The sequence below is a fragment of the Staphylococcus sp. AS1337 genome, from assembly GCF_051408735.1.
GTDB classification, from domain to species: Bacteria; Bacillota; Bacilli; order Staphylococcales; family Staphylococcaceae; genus Staphylococcus; species Staphylococcus xylosus_B.
Genome location: NZ_JBOIHZ010000001.1, coordinates 27,085 through 44,230, shown reverse-complemented (window position 1 = coordinate 44,230; position 17,146 = coordinate 27,085). Strand labels below are relative to the sequence as shown.

Here is a 17,146-nt window from a genome sequence, read left to right as displayed (position 1 = left end):
TAAAAAGAAGGGTGCTTATGGAAAATATAACAATTATCGGTAGCGGAACCATGGGACATTCAATCGCATTATCCACAGCATGGGCTGGCTATAAAACTCAAGTGTATAGTTTGAATGATAGTGATTTGGATTTAGCTAAAAAAGAAATAGAAAATAAATTAGATGACTTGTATAGTAACGAATTAATTACTGAAAAACAATTAAGAGAAACTAAAAAAGATATAATATTTTCTACAAATTTAGAAAAAACCTTAGAACATGCAACATTTGTAATTGAAGCTATTCCTGAAGATTTAGAAATGAAGAAAGAGTTATATACACGTTTGAACGGTTTATTAGATGAAGATGTCATATTGGCAAGTAATACCTCTGGGTTTACATTAAACCAATTATCACAGTTTTATACTTTTCCAGAAAATTTTATAATAACGCATTTTTGGAATCCCGCACATTTAATACCGCTAGTAGAAATTGTAAAAAATGATGTGACGCGTCAAAGTGTCGTCAACCATACTACAAACTTAATTGAAACCATCGGTAAAAAACCTATATTAATTCAAAAAGAAATACCAGGTTTTATTGGGAATAGATTACAATACGCACTTTTTAGAGAAGCCCAGTCCTTATTAGATAAAGGCGTTGCATCAAAAGAAGATATTGACGCAGCAGTTACTTATAGTGTTGGAAGAAGATATCCAATAATAGGACCATTAATGACAGCAGATTTAGGTGGATTAGATACTTTTAGTTCGATTTCCAATTATTTATTTGAAGATTTGAACACCGATAAATTTTCTGGAGAAACATTAGCACGACATGTTCAAAGTGGCGAATTGGGTTATAAAACAGGCAAAGGTTTCTACAATTGGGATGGAAACCCTACTCAAGAAATAATAAATAAAAGAGATGAAATATTAATGTATTTTTTGAAAAGAGATTTAGAAGAGAAATAAGGTGATTATTTTGTCAAAAAGTTTTAGCGATTTAAAAAATAAAAATGTAGTTATTACTGGTGGTAATAAAGGAATCGGCCAAAAGGTTGCAATAGATTTTGCTGAATTAGGAGCAAATGTAATTATAATAGGTAGAGATAATAATGCATTAAATCAAACATTAGATATACTGAATCGTTACGATGGAAATCATAATGCTTTTTCACTTGATATAACAAAACTTAATAAGGTTTCTGAGACTGTTGAGCAAATAATTGCAATTTATAAAAGCATAGATATATTGGTGAACAATGCTGGTATAAATATTAGTAAACCTGCATTTGAAATTGAAGAGGAAGATTGGGATAAAGTATTAGAATTAAATTTAAAATCTTTATTCTTTATTTCTAAATTTTTCGGACGCTATATGGCAGAAGAAGAAGGTGGAAAGATTATTAATGTAGCTTCTCAAGTTGGTTTTGTAGGGTACTATAATAGAGCGCCTTATTCTTCAAGTAAGGGGGGAGTAATACAATTAACTAAATCACTAGCTATAGAATGGGCAAAATATAATATAAATGTTAATGCGATCGCTCCAACGTTTGTTGAAACTAAATTGACAGAAGAAATGTTTAAAGATGAAAAATTTAAAGAAGACGTTTTAAATCGCGTATTATTTCATAAGTTGCCTAAATTAGATGATATTACTGGAGCAATATTATACTTAAGTTCTAATTTGTCAAACTTTATTACTGGTGAAACAATAAAAATTGATGGTGGGTGGACTTCAATTTAAAGAAACTAAGTTTTTTAAATTGATAAAGTAAGAGAAAATAATATATAACGAGGGCGTATTACTATGTAAACGTCCTCGTTATTTTTGTCAATTTATATTACATTTTATAAGTAGAAGCAATTTTTCAAAAAATTCATAAATAAAGTTGAAATTTAATAAAGAATTATTATAAACTAATTAAGTTATATAATTACGCTTATATTTTTATAGTTTAATTTTAATTATATATTGTTTTGTGTCAATTAGAGAAAGAGTGCATAAAAACTTGATAACAATGGCGGAGAGATTTATTAATTCAACATTTTCATGTTTTTATTCTAGTCTCAGTAACAAAATATGACGTATGCTATAATATACGTTATTACTAAATATTGGTGCGATTAGGAGATTTTCAATTATGAATAAGCCCAAATATCAAATTGTAGCGGATGAAATAAAAGAAAAAATTATAAATAAAACGTATCAAGTCGGCATGTTACTACCAACAGAAAAACAATTTCAGGATAGATATAATGTGAGTCGCTATACAATAAGACAGGCGATGGATGTACTTGTTAAAGAGGGATTTATTAAAAAGAAAAAAGGTTCAGGCTCTTATGTGAGCTATAGTTATTTGAACGCACGCCAAACGAATGAAACTAGAAAAATAGGTGTTATCGTGACATATTTATCGGATTATATTTTTCCGAGCATCATTAGAGGTATAGAAAATGTGTTGAGAAAAAATGGCTATTCCTTAATACTAGCAAGTACTAATAATAATCATGAAGAAGAACGTAAATGCTTAGAAATGATGTTGAATCAAGGTGTGACAGGATTAATTATAGAACCTACTAAAAGTAATGTTTATAATCCCAATCTATCTTATTATTCATTATTCAAACAACGCGATATTCCGATTTTAATGATAAATGCAAAATATGATGAATTGAGTTTACCTTATACAGCAATTGATGATGTGAAGTCTGGTTATTTAGCGACTAAATATTTGATTGATCATGGGCATGAGCACATTGCGTTGATTACGAAAATCGATGATAACCAAGGTAAGCTAAGGATGAAAGGTTATTTTAATGCTTTTGAAAATAATCATATTCTGTTTAAAGGTGAACATATCTATACATTTGATACTGAAAGTAAACCACAAGTAATCGAACAAATTGTAGAACATATTTGTAATAAAAAGATTAACATTACTGGCTTAGTTTGCTATAACGACGCTATTGCATATGAAGTCATGCAGGAATTGAAAAAAAGAAATATACAAATACCAAATGACTTATCGGTTGTAGGACAAGACAATTCAGTATTGAGTAAGTTAAGTGAGATGAATTTAACTACAACTTCTCATCCACAAGAATTACTAGGTAGTAGAGCAGCTGAATGGATGATTAGTGCAATAGATACAGATAAACAGCAAACCTCACAACTCATAGATACATATATTATAGAACGTAATTCAGTGAAAAAAATATAAATACTGACTCAAGCCAATAAATATGTTGGTTTGAGTCTTTTTTTATCTCTTTACATGTACGGACATAATATATTATATATTGACATGTACGGACAAATAATATAAGGTTTACTTGAAAACGGTTTCAAAGGGGCGTTAAAACATGTATAACTTGAATCGGAATTTAAAGAGTGAAGATATTTCAATAGGTATTGAGCTAGGATCTACAAGAATTAAAACCGTAGCTATAGATCAGAATTTAAACACTGTTGCTTCTGGTCATTTTGAGTGGGAGAACCAATTCATTGATGGGTATTGGACATATTCTATTAATGACATTTGGGTGGGTTTGCAGAAGAGTTATAGTGCAATGATGGTAGAAATCAAAGAAAAGTATGATTTAACCCTAAAAAAAGTAAGATCTATTGGGGTTAGTGGTATGATGCACGGCTATCTGGCATTTGATCAAAACGAAGACTTACTCGTGCCATTTAGGACTTGGAGGAATGGGAATACAGCTAAAGCAGCGAAGTTACTTAGTGAATCATTTCAATTTAACATACCTGAACGTTGGAGTATTGCGCATTTGTATCAGGCTATATTGGATAAAGAGTCCCATATAAATCGAATAACGTATTTAACCACATTAGCTGGATATGTACATTGGTACTTAACTGACGAGAAGGTGTTAGGTATAGGTGATGCTTCAGGTATGTTTCCTATAGACATTCATACAAAAAGTTATAGGAAAGATTTGTTAGAGGAAGCAAATCATATTTTTAAAACAAAGTATTTTGAAAAGCCAGTTGAAGAGATATTACCTGAAATTAAATTAGCTGGTGAAAGTGGAGGGCTACTTACAGAAGAAGGAGCGACGTTACTAGACCCTTCCGGTAATCTTGAAGCTGGCATTTTGATGTGCCCACCAGAAGGGGACGCTGGCACAGGTATGGTTGCAACAAATACAGTTGCTCAGAATACAGGTAATATATCTGCTGGCACAAGTGCGTTTGCCATGGTCGTACTATCAAATGCTTTGAAAGATATGTATCCAGAGATTGATGTTGTGACAACTCCTGATGGTAGTGAAGTGGCTATGATTCATACTAATAATTGTACTTCAGACATTAATGATTGGATGAATTTATTTGGTGAAGTGCTAAGCGTCATGGGTGTTGATTTTTCATCGGATGAGTTGTACGGACACATTCTTGAATGTTCATTAAGTAGTAATAATAATATAGGCGGTTTACTATCATATAATTATGTCTCTGGGGAGAATATCACAGATGTAGAAACAGGCTATCCGTTATTTATACGAGAGCAAAATTATCAGTTCAATTTAGCAAATTTTATGAAAATGCATTTATTTAGTGCTTTTAGTACTTTGAAAATTGGCATGGATTTACTAAAAGAAAATGAATCTATCAATATAGATAAGTTGATTGCTCATGGAGGAATATTTAAAACGAAAGAAATCGCTCAACAAGTACTAGCTTCTGCACTTGAACAGCCTATAACGGTTATGGAAACCGCAAGTGAAGGAGGTGCTTGGGGGATTAGTGTTTTAGCGTATTATGTCACATTAGATACTGAAGTACCGCTAGATGTATTCCTTAATGAATCAGTATTTATAAATACGAAAGAAAGGACATTACAACCAGTAGAACAAGAAGTTATTAATTTTAATAATTATGTAGAAAAAATGAAAAAAGGATTATCGATTGAACAATCCGTAGCTAAATATTTAGGAGGCGATACGAATGCTCGAAGCGTTAAAAGCTGAAGTTTATCAAGCGAATTTAGAATTACCTGACCGAGGACTAATTAAGTATACCTGGGGTAATGTCAGTGCGTTTGATTCAGAAACACAGTTATTTGTTATTAAACCAAGTGGTGTTGATTACGATGAAATGAAGCCTGAGGATATGGTTGTTTGTAATTTAGATTGTGAAGTTGTTGAAGGGAATCTGAAACCATCATCAGATATGCCAACACATGCAGTACTGTATAAAAAATTTGGCGATATTGGTAGTGTGGTCCATACACATTCACCATGGGCAACTACTTGGGCACAATCTGGGTTGCCTGTTCCTGCAATGGGTACCACACATGCAGATACATTTTATGGTGATATTCCATGCGCAAGATTTTTAACAACAGAAGAAATAAACAAGGATTATGAGTATGAAACAGGCAATGTCATTGTTGAAACATTTGATAAAAAGGGGATAAACCCACAAGAAATGCCTGCGGTTTTACTACATGGACATGCACCGTTTATATGGGGAGAAAACTGCGACGAGGCCGTCATGAATGCAGTTGTTTTAGAAGAAATATGCAAAATGAATATATTTACGCGCCAGTTAAATCCATTTGCTGAAACATTGCCTAAAGCAATACTTGATAAGCATTTTGAAAGAAAACACGGAAAGAATGCCTACTATGGTCAAAAATAAGGGGGAAGCAAAATGACAAATATTAAGAAGTTCTGGTTTGTAGTTGGTTCACAAGCACTTTATGGTGAACAGGCTTTAGATCAAGTTAAGCAAAACGCCAAAAACATCGTTGAAGGGTTGAATGAAAGCGGTCGATTACCTTTTGAAATTGAATTACAGCCTAAATTGGCGGTCTCAGCAGATGTGATAACTGAAATTATGAAAGAAGCCAATTATCATGATGATATTTTAGGTGTTATTACTTGGATGCACACATTTTCACCAGCAAAAATGTGGATAAGAGGTACTAAATTATTACAAAAACCACTATTACATTTAGCGACACAATACAACGAAGATATTTCCTGGGAAAACATTGATATGGATTATATGAACCTACATCAATCGGCACATGGGGATAGAGAATATGGTTATATTAACCGCCGCTTGAATAAAAATAATGAAGTTATATTTGGTCATTGGAAAGACACAAATTTGCAACAGCAATTAAGAGATTGGATGCTTATAGCTAATGCTTATAGTGAAAGTTTTAATTTAAAAGTTGCTAGATTTGGGGACAATATGCGTAATGTGGCAGTAACAGAAGGAGATAAGATAGAAGCACAAATTCAATATGGTTGGACTGTTGATTATTATGGTATCGGTGATTTAGTAGAATACATTAATCAAGTTTCTGATGAAGATGTAGATGAATTATTCAAAACATACGAAAATTTATACGAATTTGACTATAGAAATTATAGCGATGCGGCATTTAACAGTTCTGTAAAAGTACAAATTAAGTACGAAATAGCGATTAAGCAATTCTTAGATGAAGGTGGGTATACTGCTTTCACTTCAAACTTTGAAGATTTACATGGTATGCAACAGTTACCAGGTTTAGCAGTACAAAGGTTAAATGTACAAGGGTATGGATTTGCTGGCGAAGGTGACTGGAAGACGGCAGCGTTAGACCGTTTATTGAAAATTGCTGCAGAAAATGAATCAACAGGATTTATGGAAGATTATACGTATGATTTAAGAAGTAGTCATTCACATATTCTAGGGTCACATATGTTAGAGGTCGATCCGACACTTGCCGAAACGAAACCGAAACTTGTTGTGAATCCACTAGGTATAGGTGATAAGAATGACCCAGCAAGATTAGTGTTCGATGGTAAATCAGGTGAGGGCGTTGTCGTAACTATGCTTGACTTAGGAACACATTATAAATTTATTGTTAATGAAATAGAAGCTAAAAAACTCGATGAACCTGCACCTCATTTGCCGGTAGCTAGAGTACTTTGGGAAGTGAAACCATCATTAGAAAAAGGCGTGAAAAGTTGGATAGAAGAAGGTGGAGGACACCACACGGTACTTTCCCTAAAATTAACTCGGTCACAAATAGAAATATTGTTGAAAATGTTTGATGCCGAATACACGCTAATTAATTAAATATCAAAAATGTTTGTCGTGAATTGATGCATATGTAATTAAGTTTTTCATTAAAAAGAGGGTGAATGGGATGAAGGTTAACAGTAAGGTTTCAAATAGTTTTATCTATTTCTTCGGGGCATTTGGTGGTATATTATTCGGTTATGATATAGGGGTTATGACTGGAGCTCTACCATTTTTAAGAGAAGATTGGGGTATCGAAAGTGGATTTATTATAGGTTTAATTACATCTTCAGTTATGCTAGGCGCAATATTTGGAGGTATTTTAGCTGGTAAACTATCGGATAAACTAGGCAGAAGAAAAATGATATTAATTTCAGCAATTATTTTTGTTATTGGTTCAATATTGTCTGGTATTGCACCACATGATGGTAATTACTTTTTGATTTTATCTAGAGTTATACTTGGTTTGGCAGTGGGTGCAGCGTCAGCGTTAGTGCCTGCTTATATGTCTGAAATGGCTCCAGCGAAATATCGTGGTCAATTATCTGGAATGAACCAGACTATGATAGTATCAGGAATGTTATTATCGTATATTGTTAATTATTATTTAAGAGAGCTACCTATAGAAGTTGGTTGGAGATTAATGTTGAGCATTGCGGCTATTCCGGCACTTATTTTGTTCTTAGGTGTCTTAAAACTTCCAGAATCTCCAAGGTTCTTAATTAAAAATAGTAGGTTTGAAGAAGCTAAACTTGTATTAAGTAACCTTAGAAATAATCATAAAGTCGATGAAGAATTTGAAGAAATTAAAAAAACGATTCAAAAAGAGAATAATGTGAAAAATAATCAGTCATTAGCCACATTATTTAATGGTAAATATAAATATTTAGTAGTTGCAGGATTAGGTGTAGCAGCATTTCAACAGTTTCAAGGGGCGAATGCAATATTTTATTATATTCCTTTAATTGTAGAACAAGCAACTGGAAATTCTGCGAGTGATGCACTTATGTGGCCTATTATTCAAGGTATCATACTTGTATTAGGATCATTACTCTTTATTTGGATAGCAGATAAATTTAACAGAAGAACATTACTTATGCTAGGTGGTACGGTAATGGGATTATCGTTTATATTGCCTGCTATTATTCATATATTTTTACCAAATGCGAATCCGATATTGATAGTAATCTTTTTAAGTATTTATGTAGCCTTCTATTCCTTTACATGGGCGCCACTTACATGGGTTATTGTGGGTGAAATATTCCCCTTAGCAATTAGAGGTTTTGCTTCGGGTAGTGCATCATCATTGAATTGGATTGGTTCTTTCTTAGTTGGGCTTTTATTCCCAATTATGACAGCTTATTTTTCACAACAAATTGTTTTTGCTATCTTTGGTGTTATCTGTATACTCGGTGTATTATTTGTGAAAAAATTTGTTCCGGAATCAAGAGGTCTTACGCTTGAAGAGATTGAAGCAATTGGAGAGTCACATAATTCGAATAAGGTTAATGCGCAGGTGGAAAAAATATAGTAATTTAAGTAGAAAATAATACGGTAGATAATAAAAGGCCTTTTCTATGAAACTCCTCAATTAAGAAGGGTTTCTAGAAAAGGCCTTTTTTAATGCATATGTTTATTTAAAGAAACCTAAAATGAAGTCTACACCTTTACCTAAAACCTCTGCGATGCTTACGCCCATTGTAGCCCAGTCATGTGCTAAACCTGCATTTACTGCGTTACCAATTGCTTCTACGATTCCTGCCATGTGAAACACTCCTTTTTTTAGAAATTTAAAATTAAAACATTTGCTTTAATTTATTAAATACAATATAACTTGTTTTCTTAATTAATTGCATGAAAATGCCTAATTAAACATTTTTTATGCCTAAGTGTAATAATAGTTTTTTTATAGGAATTGTAAGTATAGTATGAAAATTTTAATTCTTTGTAAATTATTTAATGTTGTGTAGTTACTTTATAGGAATTGTGGCATGATGGTAAGTTATGCAGCTGAATTTATTGTGAATAAGGTTGAGGTTAATGAAGTGAAAAATAAAAGAGGAGAGGACAATGAAATCATATTTGCAAAAATCGATTCCATTACCTCTTTTTGTTTTTGTGAAAAGTGGTGGGAGAATTTTTAACATTGTTGTTAGTGAACATATGGTTAGTATTAAATATGCGTGGTTGAATATGATGATTTGATTAAATAAAGGTCTACATAGCAATAAGGAAGGAGGGCGGAAAACTTTCAGCCCAACAACGAATCGGGGGTAATCTTATTAATAATAGTTGATAATTCCTCTGTAGTTTCTGGTTTTCCGTTATCTACCCAGTCTTGAATGATACCAAAAATCGCATTGCTCAAAAAAATTACAAAATAATGTTGTTCTCTTTCACTTAAATTAATCGTTTTTACTGAAGGCAGAATATTTTTTTCTGCATTTATTTGTAACATTGATTTTACTTGGTTTTGAATTTCAGTAGAACCATTTTTAGAGATGAGCAATAATAAAAGTTCGGCTTCATTATTCCAAAAATTAAGCATGTGATAAAAGAATAAATGACGGTCTGAGTTTAAAAATTCATGAACTTTCTTACTGCCACTTTTTATAATTTCTTGCTGATATTGATGTACTAAATCATATTTATCTTTGTAATGTAAATAAAAAGTTCCTCTACTTACATTAGCTTCATTACATATATCTTTTACCGAGATATCATCGAATCTTTTAGTTTTTAAGAGCGTTATTAAAGCTTTTCGGGTATTTCTTTTCGTCTTCAATATACGGATATCGGTAAATAATTCTTCAGTCATTCGTTTCACTCCTAATATTATTAGACATATTTTTTAAATGTGTCCAGTAACGATAACCTTTTTATTGTTTTTATATTTTATAGGTATATAATCGCATTATGAATGATAATTGACGCTGTGTCTAATAAGGGGGCTAAACATGTCTGAAGTTGCAGCTAAACTAACAAGTGCGACAAAACATTATGGCAAAAAGAAAGTTTTAGATCATATTGATATTGAATTACCATTTGGAAAGATTTTAGGGTTAATTGGTCCAAGTGGTTCGGGTAAAACGACAACGATTAAGTGCCTTATGGGTATGGAGGAATTGGATGAAGGTCATGCTCAAATATTCGATACAAGTATACCCAACCGTAAAATTCTTAATGAAATTGGTTATATGGGGCAAAGTGATGCGCTATATGAATCGTTAACTGCTCGAGAAAATTTAGTGTTCTTCGGTAATTTGATGGGTTTAGACGGTGATAAGCTACAACAAGCGATTGATAAGAATATGAAGCTAGTTAATTTAGATAATGAATTACATCAAATTGTGAATACATTTTCAGGGGGTATGAAGCGCAGATTGTCTTTAGCGATTACGTTACTGTCAAATCCTAATTTAATTATATTAGATGAGCCAACAGTGGGTATTGATCCGAGCCTTAGAAAAGATATATGGAAACAACTTAACCTACTCACAGAGGAAAATAAGTCAGTAATTGTGACAACGCACGTCATGGGAGAAGCGGAACGCTGTGATTATATTGGATTGATTATGGAAGGCCGTTTATTCACTATGGGAACACCAAAAGAACTGAAAGAAAAATTTGGCGTAAATTCTATAGAAGAAGCGTTTATAAAGGCTGAAACGGAGGTGTAATCATGAGATTTAAAGCCGTTTTTATAAGAGTTGTTAAGGAATTGTTGAGAGATAAAAGAACGTTGGCTTTAATGTTGTTCGCACCGATTTTAGTATTAACATTGCTGTATTTCGTTTTTGATACAAATTCAGAGACAAATATGAAAATTGGTGTTACTGACAATGTACCTAACGAAATTGTAAATGAATTATCTTCAGATAAAGTGGATATAGCGAAGGTTGACTCATCAGATTCTGTAAAAGATACGATGGTAGATTCAGAGCTGGATAGTTATATTACGAAAGATGGGCCTAAAATAGAAGTAACTTATGCTAATGAAGACCCTAGTAAAACTGATGCTACGAAACAGTTACTTGCTAGTGCACTTCAGAAAAATAAAATGCAAGATATGATGAAAATTGTAGAAAAAATTCCAGATAATATCCAGCAAGGAAATAAGCAATCCTCAGAGAATGTAGAGTTGAATAATCATTACCTATATGGTGATGCGGATAGTACGTACTTTGATAAAATGTTCCCAATTTTAATTGGTTTCTTTGTTTTCCTCTTCGTATTTTTAATATCTGGTATTGGATTACTTAGAGAGCGTACTAAAGGTACACTTGAACGTTTATTAGCAACGTCGATTAAAAGAAGTGATATTGTGTTTGGCTATTTAGCAGGTTATGGTTTGTTTGCTATATTACAAACGTTACTCATCGTGTTTTATGCGATTATTATCTTGAATATAGAACTTGCAGGTAGTATATGGTGGGTATTATTAGTTAATATTTTAATCGCATTGGCCGCATTGGCTATGGGAATATTTGTTTCAACCTTTGCTAATTCTGAGTTCCAAATGATTCAGTTTATACCTATTGTAGCAATTCCTCAAATCTTTTTCTCAGGTATTATTCCTTTAGAGAATATTGCTAATTGGGTAAGTTTCATAGGTTATCTATTTCCCTTAAGATATGCAGGTGATGCATTGACGCACATTATGATAAAAGGGCAAGGACTTGAATATATTTGGTTTGATATTTGTATATTATTCGTCTTTATTATCGTGTTTACCATTTTAAATATTATTGGGCTTAAACGTTATAGAAAAGTTTGATTTTATATTAACTTGAAAAATCAAAAGCTCCTTTCTTAACAGTGTTACTGTTTAGAAAGGAGCTTTTTTAATGCTTAAAATTTTGGTGACAAGATTTCAACCAATTGATATTATGTGCTTCTCTTTCAATAGCATAATCTAATACAAGATAATGCCCATAATGTTGTTTTTGAGATGCTTCATTGTTAAATAATGCTTTACGTCGTTCTTTTAAATGTTCTAACTTTAATTCATGTAAATGAATTTGCTCGTCGAACATTACTGGCAATATAGGATCATTTCTATCATTGATAAAATACAATTTTAAATTGAATTCATTTTTGTGTACTGACAACTCAGGTGTTGGGGAAACAAGCCATTCATTCAGTAGTTGTCGTCCTGTATCTGTAATAGCGTATACTTTTTTTTCTAACTTTTCTCCTGTTATTTCAATCGTTTTATCAATTAAAAGACGACCATGCAATTTTTTTAATTCAGGATAAATTTGGCTGTGATTTGCTTGCCAAAATTCACCAATATCGCGTTCAAAAGCCTTTTTTATATCATAACCAGACATACGTTCATTTTTCAAAAGGCCTAGTAATACATATTGTAATATGTTTTTTTGTGCCATAACATCCTCCTTGACGTTTTATCGAATAAAGTATAGCATTTATATGTAATCAAAAACATGTAATTAATTACATGTTTGGAAGGAGCTTTTTTATGACTAATAATTTTGAAACATTAGAAGATTTTTTAGGTACACATCTTATTTATACTTATGATAATGGTTGGGAATATGAGATGTATGTGAAAAATGAGAATACAATTGATTATCGTATACATGGTGGTATGGTAGCTGGTAGATGGGTTAGAGATCAAGAAGCTAATATCGTAAAATTAACTGCGGGTGTTTTCAAAATAACTTGGACTGAACCAACAGGTACAGATGTAGCATTAGATTTTTTACCTAATAATCAGCTTATGCACGGTACAATTTTCTTCCCTAAATGGGTTGAAGAGCATCCAGAAATTACAGTGACTTATCAAAATGATCACATTGATTTAATGGAAGCATCTCGTGAAAAATACGATACTTATCCTAAATTAGTTGTACCTGAATTTGCGAAGATTTCATATATTGGTAACGCAGGACAAAATAATGAAACGGTTGTTAATGTCGCGCCATATGAAGGTATCTTAGAAGATATTAGAAGTGGTAAGTTTTTTGATGAAAATTATCAACATACAAAATAGTAATTACGTTAATTAAATAAATTCATAGTATAAAAATATTAATTACTGATTCTGTTTTTTTAAAGGGAAGAATCAGTATTTTTTATTAAAACATAACATTATAATGTTATAATGATTGCGTTTACAAACATTATAATGTTATGATGTTTTTCGAGAGGTGATATACATTGAAAAGTACAGGTATTATTAAAAATATTGAAACTTTAAATAAAAGAAGAATCGATATATTACTTGAAAAAGGTGTCATTAAAGAAATTTCAGATGGAAATACATTACAAGGAAATGTAATTTTCAATGGTTCGAATTCTTTTGTTTCAACTGGTTGGATTGATTTACATGTTCATGCTTTCTCTGATTTTAGTCCTTATGGAGATGAAATAGATGAAATAGGCGTTAAACAAGGGGTTACTACAATCGTAGATGCAGGGAGTTGTGGCGCTGATAGAGTTAATGAGTTACATGAAAGAGCGCAACAAAGCTTAACTAATGTATATTCATTTTTAAATATATCTAAAATAGGACTTGAAAGAATCGATGAATTATCAAATTTGGATTGGATAAATCAACAAGCGTGTATTAAAGCTGCTCAACAATTCGAAGATATGATTATCGGATTAAAGGCGCGTATTAGCAGTAGTGTAGTTAAAGATAATGGTGTAGTGCCTTTGAAAAAAGCTATAAAGATTAGTGAGCAATTAAAATTACCGATTATGACCCATATTGGATCAGCACCTCCTAAAATACAAGATGTAATTCCATTACTTAGAAAAGGCGATGTTATTACACATTTTTTAAACGGTAAGTCTAATAACCTATTTGACCAAGATGGAGTACCTTTGACAGTTTTAAGAGAAGCAATAAGTCGAGGAGTGAAGTTAGATGTTGGTCATGGTAATGCAAGTTTCTCATTTGAAGTAGCACAACAAGCACAACGTAACCATATTCAATTTAATAGTATAAGTTCAGACATTTATAAAAAAAATAGAATAGAAGGCCCAGTATTCAGCTTATCGAATGTACTTACTAAATTCTTGTATCTCGGTTATACATTAGAAGAAATTATTAAAGGTGTCACAGAAAATCCAGCTCAAATTATAAATAAACCTGATTTAGCAAAATTTAAAGAGGGCATGACAGCTAACTTAACCTTATTCGATGTTATAGATTCACAGCAAAATCTTATAGATTCACATGGACACGAAATTACAATTAAAAAAGTAATTAAAGAAAGAGGCGTGGTAACAAATGGAAAATTCATTGAATTATAAATACGGCTTAAAACAAGTTATAAATGCAAGTGGGAGAATGAGTATTCTGGGTGTGTCTTCTCCAACTAATTCTGTAATGAATGCTATGAAATTTGGAGGACAAAACTATGTAGAAATTGCAGATTTAGTTGATAAATCTGGGGCATATATTGCTAATAAAATTAATGCTGAAGATGCTGTCGTTGTAAATTCAGCGTCTAGTGGAATCGCATTATCGATTGCAGGTGTTGTTACCGAAGGAAATGAACGTAAAAGTCAAAAGCTTCACAATGAAAGCATAGAAAAAAATGAAATCATATTATTTAAAGGACACAACGTTCAATATGGTGCTCCTATTGAGACAATGGTTTACTTAGGTGGCGGTCGCACAGTTGAAGTAGGGTATGCAAACGAAGGTAAAGAAAACCATATACAAGAAGCAATAAATGAAAATACAGCAGCCATTCTTTATGTGAAATCGCATCATACGGTGCAAAAAAATATGGCATCTGTTGAAGAAATATATCAAGTAGCTCAAAAATATAATATACCGTTAATTGTGGATGCTGCTGCAGAAGAAGAGTTGACGAAATATATCCAGTGCTCAGACTTAGCTATTTATAGCGGTTCAAAAGCAATTCAAGGTCCAACTACTGGTATAGTCGCTGGTAAAAAGTCATTGATTGAATCTGTGAAAACTCAATTACATTTTATCGGGCGAAGTATGAAAGTAGGAAAAGAATCAACTTTTGGGTTATTACAAGCATTAGATGAATACTTCGATAAAGTTGATAATTCAGAATCAGAAAAAAGTGAATTAGAGAAATTATCACCCATTAACAACTATGAAGGTATTCGATTAGAAATTGTTCAAGATGAAGCAGGAAGAGAAATTTATAGAACACGCGTACATGTAGATTCATCTATTTTAAATATGTCTGCAGAACAATTTGTTGGAAAATTAAAAAATGCTGATGTTGCAATTTATACACGCGATTATGGAGTGAAACAAGGATTCTTTGATATTGATCCAAGACCATTAAAACAAGGTGAAATTGAGATTATTTATGAAACAATTATTCAAATTGTACAGGGGGAAATTTAATGAAAATACATGATAGATTTTATAAAGATAGAGTTGCTTTGAATGTTTTAGCTAAAGGGGAAGAGAATATCAAAGCAGTATATCAAGCAGCTGATAAAAATATCGTTATAGGTGTGTTATCGAAAGATTATGACGATGTAAATAGTGCGGTGACAGCGATGTCACAATTTGGAAAGGATGTTGACGACGCTATTTCGATTGGCTTAGGTGCTGGAGATAACCGACAAGCTAAAGTAGTAGCTGAAATCGCAAGATACTATCAAGGTGCACATATTAACCAAGTATTTACCGATGTAGGACAAACAACTGCTAAAAGCGATGAACAATCTTGGGTCAATGCATTAGTCTCTCCCACAGGTAAACCAGGCTTCGTAAATATTTCTACTGGACCTATTAGTAGTGAAGGAGAAGAGAAAGCAATTATACCTATTGAAGCAGCAATTAATTTAATTAAAGATATGGGAGGATCTTCAATCAAGTTTTTCCCTATGAAGGGCTTAGAAACAGTTGAAGAATATAAAGCAGTAGCCGAAGCTTGTGGAAGAGCAGAATTTGGGTTAGAGCCAACGGGTGGCATCACTAAAGATAATTTTGAAGAAATCGTGAAAATTGCTTTAGATTGTAAAGTTCCCAAAATTATACCGCATGTTTATTCATCAATTATTGATAAAGAAACAGGTCTTACAAATATAAATGATGTAGAATGGCTTACTTCTAAAATTAAGAAATTAGTGGATTTATATGAATAAGCACATTGCAGCTTATGGGGAAATTATGATGCGGTTAGAAGTACCCGACAATCTTTTATTGAGACAGGCGGAAAATTTGAAATACTCTTTTACTGGAACAGGCGTTAATGTTACGGGATTATTGTCACAATTTGGCTATGACACGAGCCTAATCAGTGCGGTACCAGAAAATTCAATTGGTACAGCTGCTATTGGTGCGATAAGAAGATTAGGTATTCACAGTGATTTTATTATCAAAAATAATGATAACTTGGGTATGTATTTCTTAGAGCAAGGGTTTGGTAATCGCCCTAGTAATGTGACCTATACAAATAGACAGCAAAGTAGCTTTAACACAACAGATATCTCAGAATATGATATTGTTCAATCCATGAAAGGCGTTGATGTGTTGCATATTTGTGGTATATCTTTAGCTATGAATAACCTAACTCAGAACAATATTCTTACTATTGTTAAAGTGGCAAAAGAGCAAGGTATTAAAATTGTTTTTGATTGTAATTTTAGGCCTTCTTTATGGGGTGAGAATGGAAATCAGCGTGCAAAACCATACTATGAAACCATTTTAAGAGAAGCGGATATTGTAATTATGAATGAAAAAGATGCAATTAACACACTCAATTTAACAACTACTAAGGAGAGTAAAGAAGAACAATTAGAAGAATTATTACTTGTTGTAGCTGAAAAATTTAATATAGATATTATTGCTGGTACTATCAGAACAATTCAAGGAAGTAATCAAAACAACATCAAAGGGTATTTATTTAAAAATGGAACAATGTATTATTCGGAAGCTTTTGAAGTGAATATCTTAGACAGAATTGGTACTGGAGATGCATATACATGTGGCGTAATCCACGGTGAATTATCAAATATGGATCCTCAAGAAATGGTTACATTTTCAACCGCATCTTGTGTATTGGCACATACAATTTCCGGGGATACACCATTATTTGATACTGATGATATAATAAAAATCGTAAATGAAGAAAAAAATGATATTGAGAGGTAA

Annotated in this window: 18 protein-coding genes; 15 read left to right on the top strand and 3 right to left on the bottom strand. The window is 32.2% G+C overall.

What is annotated here, in order from left to right:
* Positions 1 to 17 precede the first annotated feature (17 nt).
* The 7 genes from ACSUE0_RS00195 to ACSUE0_RS00165 all read left to right on the top strand — a co-directional run bounded on the left by ACSUE0_RS00195 (position 18) and on the right by ACSUE0_RS00165 (position 8,551).
* On the top strand, positions 18 to 953 hold the full coding sequence (locus ACSUE0_RS00195; RefSeq protein WP_119614853.1) for a 3-hydroxyacyl-CoA dehydrogenase family protein: 936 nt from the start codon (positions 18 to 20) through the stop codon (positions 951 to 953).
* Between the two features lie 10 nt (positions 954 to 963).
* Positions 964 to 1,728 (top strand): SDR family NAD(P)-dependent oxidoreductase, encoded by a 765-nt coding sequence (locus tag ACSUE0_RS00190; protein ID WP_119614861.1) that lies wholly within the window; start codon positions 964 to 966, stop codon positions 1,726 to 1,728.
* Between the two features lie 397 nt (positions 1,729 to 2,125).
* Complete coding sequence (locus tag ACSUE0_RS00185) at positions 2,126 to 3,205, top strand: GntR family transcriptional regulator (RefSeq protein ID WP_119614111.1); 1,080 nt, start codon at positions 2,126 to 2,128, stop codon at positions 3,203 to 3,205.
* A 142-nt stretch (positions 3,206 to 3,347) separates the two neighbouring features.
* A complete protein-coding gene (locus ACSUE0_RS00180; RefSeq protein ID WP_436955474.1) occupies positions 3,348 to 4,970 on the top strand; it encodes a xylulokinase in 1,623 nt (540 codons plus the stop codon).
* Positions 4,948 to 5,643, top strand: coding sequence for an L-ribulose-5-phosphate 4-epimerase (locus ACSUE0_RS00175; RefSeq protein WP_119614113.1), 696 nt, complete (start codon positions 4,948 to 4,950; stop codon positions 5,641 to 5,643). Before ACSUE0_RS00180 ends, ACSUE0_RS00175 begins: the two co-directional genes overlap by 23 nt.
* A gap of 12 nt (positions 5,644 to 5,655) precedes the next feature.
* Positions 5,656 to 7,077, top strand: coding sequence for an L-arabinose isomerase (gene araA, locus ACSUE0_RS00170; protein WP_119614114.1), 1,422 nt, complete (start codon positions 5,656 to 5,658; stop codon positions 7,075 to 7,077).
* A gap of 70 nt (positions 7,078 to 7,147) precedes the next feature.
* A complete protein-coding gene (locus ACSUE0_RS00165) occupies positions 7,148 to 8,551 on the top strand; it encodes a sugar porter family MFS transporter (protein WP_436955471.1) in 1,404 nt (467 codons plus the stop codon).
* Between the two features lie 102 nt (positions 8,552 to 8,653).
* Here the strand turns inward: ACSUE0_RS00165 and ACSUE0_RS00160 are convergent, their stop codons facing one another.
* Positions 8,654 to 8,785 (bottom strand): beta-class phenol-soluble modulin, encoded by a 132-nt coding sequence (locus ACSUE0_RS00160; protein ID WP_017723991.1) that lies wholly within the window; start codon positions 8,783 to 8,785, stop codon positions 8,654 to 8,656.
* A gap of 305 nt (positions 8,786 to 9,090) precedes the next feature.
* Between ACSUE0_RS00160 and ACSUE0_RS00155 the strand changes: the two genes are divergently transcribed.
* Positions 9,091 to 9,225 (top strand): hypothetical protein, encoded by a 135-nt coding sequence (locus ACSUE0_RS00155; RefSeq protein WP_259338051.1) that lies wholly within the window; start codon positions 9,091 to 9,093, stop codon positions 9,223 to 9,225.
* Positions 9,226 to 9,271: 46 nt separating this feature from the next.
* On the opposite strand, the gene ACSUE0_RS00150 is transcribed toward ACSUE0_RS00155, so the two are convergent.
* Positions 9,272 to 9,838, bottom strand: coding sequence for a TetR/AcrR family transcriptional regulator (locus tag ACSUE0_RS00150; RefSeq protein WP_119614116.1), 567 nt, complete (start codon positions 9,836 to 9,838; stop codon positions 9,272 to 9,274).
* 139 nt (positions 9,839 to 9,977) lie between these two features.
* On the opposite strand from ACSUE0_RS00150, the gene ACSUE0_RS00145 reads away from it, so the two are divergent.
* Both ACSUE0_RS00145 and ACSUE0_RS00140 read left to right on the top strand, forming a co-directional pair.
* Positions 9,978 to 10,700 carry an ABC transporter ATP-binding protein gene (locus ACSUE0_RS00145; protein ID WP_436955469.1) on the top strand — a complete coding sequence of 241 codons (723 nt, stop codon included), beginning with the start codon at positions 9,978 to 9,980 and terminating at the stop codon, positions 10,698 to 10,700.
* Between the two features lie 2 nt (positions 10,701 to 10,702).
* Entirely contained in the window at positions 10,703 to 11,797 is a 1,095-nt protein-coding gene (locus ACSUE0_RS00140; protein WP_436955468.1) for an ABC transporter permease, read from the top strand.
* Positions 11,798 to 11,864: 67 nt separating this feature from the next.
* On the opposite strand, the gene ACSUE0_RS00135 is transcribed toward ACSUE0_RS00140, so the two are convergent.
* A complete protein-coding gene (locus ACSUE0_RS00135; RefSeq protein ID WP_119614119.1) occupies positions 11,865 to 12,410 on the bottom strand; it encodes a PadR family transcriptional regulator in 546 nt (181 codons plus the stop codon).
* A gap of 92 nt (positions 12,411 to 12,502) precedes the next feature.
* Between ACSUE0_RS00135 and ACSUE0_RS00130 the strand changes: the two genes are divergently transcribed.
* The 5 genes from ACSUE0_RS00130 to ACSUE0_RS00110 all read left to right on the top strand — a co-directional run bounded on the left by ACSUE0_RS00130 (position 12,503) and on the right by ACSUE0_RS00110 (position 17,146).
* Positions 12,503 to 13,036: a phenolic acid decarboxylase gene (locus ACSUE0_RS00130; RefSeq protein WP_436955466.1), complete on the top strand. Its 534-nt coding sequence runs from the start codon at positions 12,503 to 12,505 to the stop codon at positions 13,034 to 13,036.
* Positions 13,037 to 13,203: 167 nt separating this feature from the next.
* A complete protein-coding gene (locus ACSUE0_RS00125; protein WP_119614121.1) occupies positions 13,204 to 14,304 on the top strand; it encodes an amidohydrolase/deacetylase family metallohydrolase in 1,101 nt (366 codons plus the stop codon).
* Positions 14,282 to 15,388 (top strand): DgaE family pyridoxal phosphate-dependent ammonia lyase, encoded by a 1,107-nt coding sequence (locus ACSUE0_RS00120; RefSeq protein ID WP_119614122.1) that lies wholly within the window; start codon positions 14,282 to 14,284, stop codon positions 15,386 to 15,388. Before ACSUE0_RS00125 ends, ACSUE0_RS00120 begins: the two co-directional genes overlap by 23 nt.
* On the top strand, positions 15,388 to 16,137 hold the full coding sequence (gene dagF / locus ACSUE0_RS00115) for a 2-dehydro-3-deoxy-phosphogluconate aldolase (RefSeq protein ID WP_436955464.1): 750 nt from the start codon (positions 15,388 to 15,390) through the stop codon (positions 16,135 to 16,137). Before ACSUE0_RS00120 ends, dagF begins: the two co-directional genes overlap by 1 nt.
* Positions 16,130 to 17,146 carry a sugar kinase gene (locus ACSUE0_RS00110; protein ID WP_436955462.1) on the top strand — a complete coding sequence of 339 codons (1,017 nt, stop codon included), beginning with the start codon at positions 16,130 to 16,132 and terminating at the stop codon, positions 17,144 to 17,146. The genes dagF and ACSUE0_RS00110 overlap by 8 nt, the downstream gene beginning before the upstream one ends.